The following is a 7,066-nucleotide window of genomic DNA, read 5'->3' on the forward strand; positions in this document are numbered from 1 at the left end:
TTCAAACTCAGAGCTAGGCTCATTTTCTTACTTTCAATGAGTGCAGCGCACCATTTAACTACGTAGCTTTGCTGAAGCATGCCCTAGTTAAAGGTGTACTCAATGCCTGCATAATAGAAAGCCCCATTGATACCGCTAGGCGATGTAGGTGGGTAGAGTGCGCCAACTTCACCTTGAAAAGGGTTTTCATTAGGCAGCGAATCAAACAGATTTTGGGCGCCAAGGGTAACTTGTGTTTGAGGCAGTACTTTCCATGCAACTTGGGCATCGAATGTGGTTAACGCATTGCCGTATATGTCCATGCCTGCGGACGCATCAAGATGGTCTTCATAAAACCCACCGTAATAGTTAAGTCGCCAAGTAAATGCCCAATTTCCTTTCGATTGCTCGAGCGTGATACTGCCTCGATGAGCAGGCAAGTTATCTTCCAGCATACGAATTCTTGCCTGTGTTAGATTAGGTAGAAGCCGTATTTCGTCCCCCACTTGCGCAGGATAAAGCGTAACCCGCTCTACTTGTGTGTCTGTCCAGTTGAAGGCAAGAAGTAAAGAATTTGACCAATCAGCTAGCGCAAAATTGTAGTTAACAACTAAATCAACACCCTGAGTTTTTGTGTCAAAGTCATTTGTAAAATACTTTGCAGCATTATATTTCGCCGCATCTGGACGCCCTTGGGCAATAAGCGCACTAATGTCGTCGTCGGTTAACGGGATTGCAGATGTCGTACTAATGCGATCAGAAAGGCGAATATTGAAATAGTCGAGCGTCGCAAAAAAGTTCTCGCTTGCCTGCATAACAAGCCCGAGGCTAAAGTTCACCGATTCTTCAGGCGTAAGTGGAGTTGCGCCTAGTTGCAGTGAGATAAGATCAGTTGGAGGCAGCGTTGCTTGGTCTTCCAAACCGTTAACACCGTAGGCGGTTGTTACGTTGATAACATTACTCTGCCCTACTGTTGGCGCCTTAAAACCGGTGTTTACAGATCCGCGTAATGCAAAAATATCATTTAATTTATAGCGAGTACTCAATTTCCCATCGAATGTCGAGCCGAAATCACTGAAATGCTCTACACGAGTGGCCACGCCAAACTGCCATGCTTCGGTAACATAAAATTCCAAATCGGCGTACACAGCCCAATTGCTTCTGCTCCAGTGCCCAGCACTTTGAGGCTGATACCCCGGAAAACCGTTGGAACCGATGGAAAAGCCTTGGTTCAACCCAAGTGGCGGCTCTAGAGCGAAAGGGCCTGCAATATATGACGCTTCATCGCCGGACTTTTGAAAATAGGTTTCTTTGCGCCATTCTAAGCCCACGGCAATGCTAACCGGATCGTCGAAAATAGTTTGAATGAGTTTGTTAAAATCTAAGTTAAGCGTTCGCTCTACTTGCGACACACCACCGGGCGAAAACGACGTTGGCGTTTGTGGCCCTAACGATGGATTAACCGTATTGGAGATGGTGTACTCAATGTCACTGTAGCCCAATGTCGCACTGGCATCCATCGCCCAGCCATTAGGTAACTCATGTTTAACGCCCATCGCAACAGAAGCGTCCGTTATCGTACCCCCAAATTTTGGTGTGAAACCGCCAGGGAACCACTCGTTGAAAGCAAAACAGTTGGCACCAAGCGCCGTTGTGTTATCTGCAATAAGTTGATACGTGGGGTCCAGCAATACACTATTGCTGGACAAGGTTATAGAAGGGCAAGCAATTCCACTTTCCAATCCATCGAGATCGGCTACAATCAGACGACTTTCCCCTGTATTTGGGTCGGTACGGCTGAACACCCCTTCTCGGGTTTGCGGATTTCGAAAGTAAAAACCACCGTTTATTTCTCTTCTTGCTGCAGTGGCAAAGCTGTAAAATTGTGATTTAGACGAAATGTCTGCGCCCGCATTTAGCGCAAGTTTAATATCTTCGTTAACATCAAGCGCTCCCCATACTTGGGACGGTGACGCGATGAACACATTCCCTTGGTCAATCAAGTTCTGCGCATCAATCCGCTGTACAGAGCGCGACGTGCCATTTTGCTGACGATACTCTGCCGTTGCATTTAAAAAGCCGTCTTCTCCAATAGCAAAGCCCTTATTCAACTGCACTTGAAACAGTTCGCCGTCACCTTCACTGTATCCGCCCACTTTCAGCGCAACATGCCCTCCTTCACGCGCATCCTTAAGTACGAAGTTAATCACACCTGCAATGGCGTCTGAGCCATACTGGGCTGCTGCACCATCTCGCAATACTTCGACTTGCTTTAACGCATAGGCAGGAATAACCGATATATCAGGCCCTTGTGCACCGTCAGATAAACCTCCGCCTAAAAACGTGATTACCGCAGAGCGATGGCGTCGCTTTCCGTTAAGCAGCAAAAGCGTGTGATCCGAGGACATGCCTCTAAGGTTCGCCGGCCTTACCAGGCTACTGGCATCATTGATGGGCTGATCGTTTACGTTTAACGAAGGAACCATCACGCTTAACATAGAAAGCACGTCTGAATTTCCCTGTGAGTTAAGGGTTTCAGAACCAATCACATCCAAAGGAACTGGTGAGTCAACAGCACTTCGAGGCGAGTTACGAGTACCGACGACCGCAATTTTTTCAAGTCCATTGCCTCCCTCGTCTGTTTTCTTTTCGGTATCTTGTGTCTGTGTTTCCTTCGCCACTAACGATGAACGAGAACGAATACTTACCGCACCGCTTTCATCAGTCACTACCGCCAATTCTGTTCCTTCAAGAAGCTGTGCCAGCGCTTCATTCAGTGTGAACGTACCTTCCAATGCGTTTGTTTTCACTTTTTTTGCTAAATCAAAAGGAAAAAGCAATGTGGTATTTGCCTGTTTAGCTAGTTCGGTTAGCGCTTCATTAGCATTTTGTGCGGGTATTGAAAAGCTGTAAGCACCCAATTTTGGTTCGGTTTGGTCGGGTGATTGCGAAGGGCTGTCTGTTTGTGCATGAAGCGTTGGCGCTGGTGCTATGAAAAGAAAAAAGCCGGACGCTATGTGAAGTGCCGAGAGGGACAAGATACGGGAGAATTTGCACATTCTTTTTTGCGAAAGGCATTGGGCCGAACACGCGAGGGCATGCAGCTTTTCTATTGCCTTTTTGGTTTGCCTGCTTATCGCAAAATTGCTGTATTGCAAGATATAAAATCGATGTGCTTATTATTTTAATTATATTGTCACATTAAAGAAATTGATGCCAACTACGAATAGTAGAAAGCACCTATCTTTCAGAAATATTTAACTTTTCGCTAGCTTAAGCTCAATACTTGTTTCTGTGACTTTCTCGTAGTTGATGTTAAAGCTGCTCTTAAGTGCAGACAACAAACCGTCTATATCGCCTACCTTAAAGTAGCCCGCTACACGTCGCTTGCGCAAACTTTCGTCCGAAATGTTAAAGCGAACGGGTGTATAGCGGCCAATCTCAGCTAATACGGCCTCTAGCGGCTCACCTTTAAATACAATCATACCTTGTTGCCACGCTAAATCGTCATCAATGTCATTTTGAGACATGCTTTCACGAGCTTCCACTTTACCTTGCACTGTGGCTTTTTCACCTGCGAACATGAGAAGTCCTTCTTCAGCAACAGGACGTTTCGTGAAGAGCGACTCATTTGAGGATGAAGCCTTAAAGCGATCTTTCACCAATACCTTTCCGTCGGTAACCACTAACTCAAACGCATTATCATCCACATATTGCATATTAAAAGCAGTTCCAACAGCGGTAACGGTGTTGTTGCCCGCAGTCACAGAGAACGGGCGAGACGTGTCGTGAGCCACTTCAAAGTGTGCCTCCCCTTTCAATAAAACGATATTGCGCGCCGTTGATGAGAAGTCTACGGTAACGACAGAGTTTGTATTTAGATGAAGTTTAGAGCCATCGGCTAGCGTCACGTTTTTCTGTTCGCCAACACCGGTTTGTACCTTTTGTGTTACCGCTGCGAATTCAGGGGTGCTATTTAGCCACGTGCGCTGAACCACTACCCCAACAGCTATTGCCATCACTAAAAATGTGGCCGCAATGCCCCAAACCGCTGCTTTAGGCATATTGCGTTTTTTCGACGACTGACGAGAGGTTGGCTGCGGGAATAAACCGCTCAATTCATTTAATACCGACATGTCGTCCCACAAGCTAGCGGCGTCGAGCAAAGCTTGACGATGCGCATTACTTTCCGACAACCAAGCATCTAGCTCCGTCTTTTCGTCACTGTTTAAGCCGCGATCGAGACGGCTTATCCATAAGCATGCTTGCTCTTGGATATCTTCTTTGCTTGAAAACTGGCGAATATTATTCATGTTAACTACGGCTTATGTCCTGAGTCGCGTTAGCAGTGGCACGGGGGGATGCACTGTCCTTTGACAGCTCGGCTAAGTACCTAGAGCACATCATTAAACCTTTGGCGACATGCTTCTCAACGGTGCTTTCGCTTAGCCCCACAAGCTCTGCAATCTCTTTTTGTCGCATGCCATATACTTTTTTCAGCAAAAATACGCGTTTTACATCAGCAGACAGTGTATCTGTCGCTCGGCAAAAATGAATAAAACGCTCTTTGCTTTCTACATTTTTTTCTAAACTGTGCCCTACAAGCTCATAAGGCAAAATATCCATGTCATCGAGCTGCTGCTTATTTTTGTTTTCAGCTTTCGCAACATGGTTCAGCGCTAGATTACGCGCTGTCTTGAGCATATAGGTACGCTCATACTGTATTTCTTGTTTTAACTCTGCTTCGTAGCTTTTAATAAAAGCTTCTTGCACGATGTCTTCAATGTCGTCGGCGCCAACAATAGAACCTACCGCACGCATTAGCTTTGAGCGGTATTTTAAAAAGGTTTCAGCTACTGTCGACTTTCTCGTCATAATATTAAATGTTGTGTGTTTCGATTTGCTTACATTGGCATCAATAATGCCTGCTTTTTCGTTCTTTTTCACCTAATAAAATAAAAGGGGGCTAATGCCCCCTTAACTTTGAAACATTAAGTGAAAGTTTGGTTTATAGGTAATTGCTTACCTATTAAAAAGTGTAAACACCTCTTAGGTAGTAGAAGCCACCGTTTATACCAATTGGTGATGTTGTCGGATACGCTGAACCTGCAATCTGTGCGTAGGTGATACCACCTGCATCAGTGTTGTTTTCGTCAGGGTATTCATCAAACGCGTTCTTAGCACCAACAGTTACCGTGAACTCTTCAGTGAAGTTATATGCCACTTCAAAGTCGAACGTAATTTCAGAACCTACTTTGTCAATCGGCAATGCAGAGTCTAGGTGATCTTCGAAGATGCTACCGTAGTAGTTCATTCTCGCAAGGAAGCGCCAGTCGCCATTAGTGTGGTTAGCTGTTGCACTGTAACGTACCGCTGGAAGGTTATCTTCTAGCATGCGAATACGGAAATCAGAGATATTATCCGACGCGCGGTCAACTTCTGTAGACGTCCAGTTATATGCAAGTGAGAACTTAGTTTCACCGCCCATCATATCCATCGAATAGTTCGCTACTACGTCTACACCTTCGGTGGTGGTGTCGAAGTCGTTAGTGAAGAAGCTGATTTCAGAGAAGCTAGACGCATCGTTGATACCTTGCTCAAGCAGCGTGGCAATGTCTTCTTCAGTCAGCGCAATACCAGAGGCAGTACTGATACGGTCAGTCAGTTCAATGTTGTAGTAGTCTGCGGTAATGAATAGACCATTATCGAAATCGGCTACCACACCAAACGTGATACTTTCTGACTCTTCAGGCGTTAACTGCTCACCACCTTTAAGTTGAGACACTGGATCTGTCGGAGGCAGTGTTGCACGGTCAATAAGTTCACCACCTGTACCAAACGCGGTAGTTACGTTACGCACGTTGCTTTGACCAAGGGTAGGTGCTTTAAAGCCTGTTGAGAACGCACCACGGAAAGCGATGTTCTCAAGTGCTTGCCAACGGAAAGCAATCTTACCTTTCGTTGTGTCACCGAAATCAGAGAAGTCTTCATAACGTAGCGCACCGGCTAACATGAAGTTTTCAGTGATATACGCTTCTGCGTCAATGTACAGTGCGATGTTGTTGCGGGACACACGACCTTGGCTATTGGCCGCCAAGCCAGGGAAACCATTTGAGCCAATGCCAAAGCCTTGTGTCGCCAGCGGACCTATTTCATAAGAGGCAGTATCACCTGCAAAGCTCTCATAACTTTCGTTGCGATATTGGAATCCAGTTGCCACGAATAGTGGTTCATATAAACCAACATCGAACGGCTTAGTGAAATCAATATCAAGGGTTTGCTCAGACTGCGTATAGCGACCTGGGCTAAATTCTGTAGGTGTTTCTGGACCTAAAGACGGGTTGATGGTGTTGCTAATAGCAAAGTCAACTTCGTTTTGGCCAAGGTTCAAGCTCACGTCATAAGTAATATCGTGGTCAAGTTCGCCTTTCGTACCAAAGACAAGCGACATATCTGTAACCGTACCACCGAAACGAGGCGTGAAACCACCTGGCAGCATTTCGTTGAACGCCCAACAGTCAGGGTTGTTCTGAACTTCGTTAATATAACGCGGGTTCTCTAGTACGTTATCACCAACTACGATGTCGGTTGGACAGTTACCTGACATATCACCGGTTAAATCACCAACAAGCAGTAGTTGCTCGCCATCTTCATTTGTACCACCATCGTTCACACCACCACGATTGTGTGGGTTACGGAAGTAGAAACCACCTTCAACCTCACGCTCGGCGTAGTTACCAAACATATAAGCTTCTGAGGTAGCAGAAAGCTCTATACCTGCATTAGCGAAAAGTTTGATGTCGTGTTTGATCTCAGGTGAGCCCCAAATTTGCGCAGGATCTGCTACAAAAGTGTTCCCAGCCGCTATCAATGCAGCAGCGTCTGCACGCTGTACACTTCGAGATGTGTCGTCTGCAGTACGGTATTCAGCTGAAAGGTTAATAAAACCTTTGTCAGAAAGCGGAAGACCTACGTTACCCGACATTTGAATCATGTCGCCGTCGCCTTCGTAGTAAGAGCCGTAACGGGCTTCAAATGTACCGCCTTCTGACGCATCGTTAAGTACGAAGTTAATTACCCCAGCAAT

The 7,066-nt window shown here is 46.0% G+C and carries 4 protein-coding genes; all 4 read right to left on the bottom strand.

The genetic code is table 11. From position 1 onward, the window contains the following. Nucleotides 1-83: 83 nt before the first annotated feature. Nucleotides 84-3,017: a TonB-dependent receptor domain-containing protein gene (locus QVA83_RS18085; RefSeq protein WP_287498778.1), complete on the bottom strand. Its 2,934-nt coding sequence runs from the start codon at nt 3,015-3,017 to the stop codon at nt 84-86. A gap of 219 nt (nt 3,018-3,236) precedes the next feature. Next, nucleotides 3,237-4,292, bottom strand: coding sequence for a FecR family protein (locus QVA83_RS18090; protein WP_156078079.1), 1,056 nt, complete (start codon nt 4,290-4,292; stop codon nt 3,237-3,239). A 1-nt stretch (nt 4,293) separates the two neighbouring features. Further along, a complete protein-coding gene (locus tag QVA83_RS18095; protein ID WP_014948766.1) occupies nt 4,294-4,926 on the bottom strand; it encodes an RNA polymerase sigma factor in 633 nt (210 codons plus the stop codon). 82 nt (nt 4,927-5,008) lie between these two features. After that, on the bottom strand, nt 5,009-7,066 hold a 2,058-nt coding region (locus tag QVA83_RS18100), incomplete at its 5' end, for a TonB-dependent receptor plug domain-containing protein (protein ID WP_287498777.1).

It is taken from the genome of Alteromonas sp. AO-Serp, assembly GCF_017849675.1.
In the GTDB taxonomy this organism is placed as follows: Bacteria; Pseudomonadota; Gammaproteobacteria; order Enterobacterales; family Alteromonadaceae; genus Alteromonas; species Alteromonas macleodii.

Coding starts and splice junctions, on each gene's coding strand:
- QVA83_RS18090 (WP_156078079.1), bottom strand. CDS start 4,292: ATGAATAATATTCGCCAGTTTTCAAGCAAAGAAGATATCCAAGAGCAA.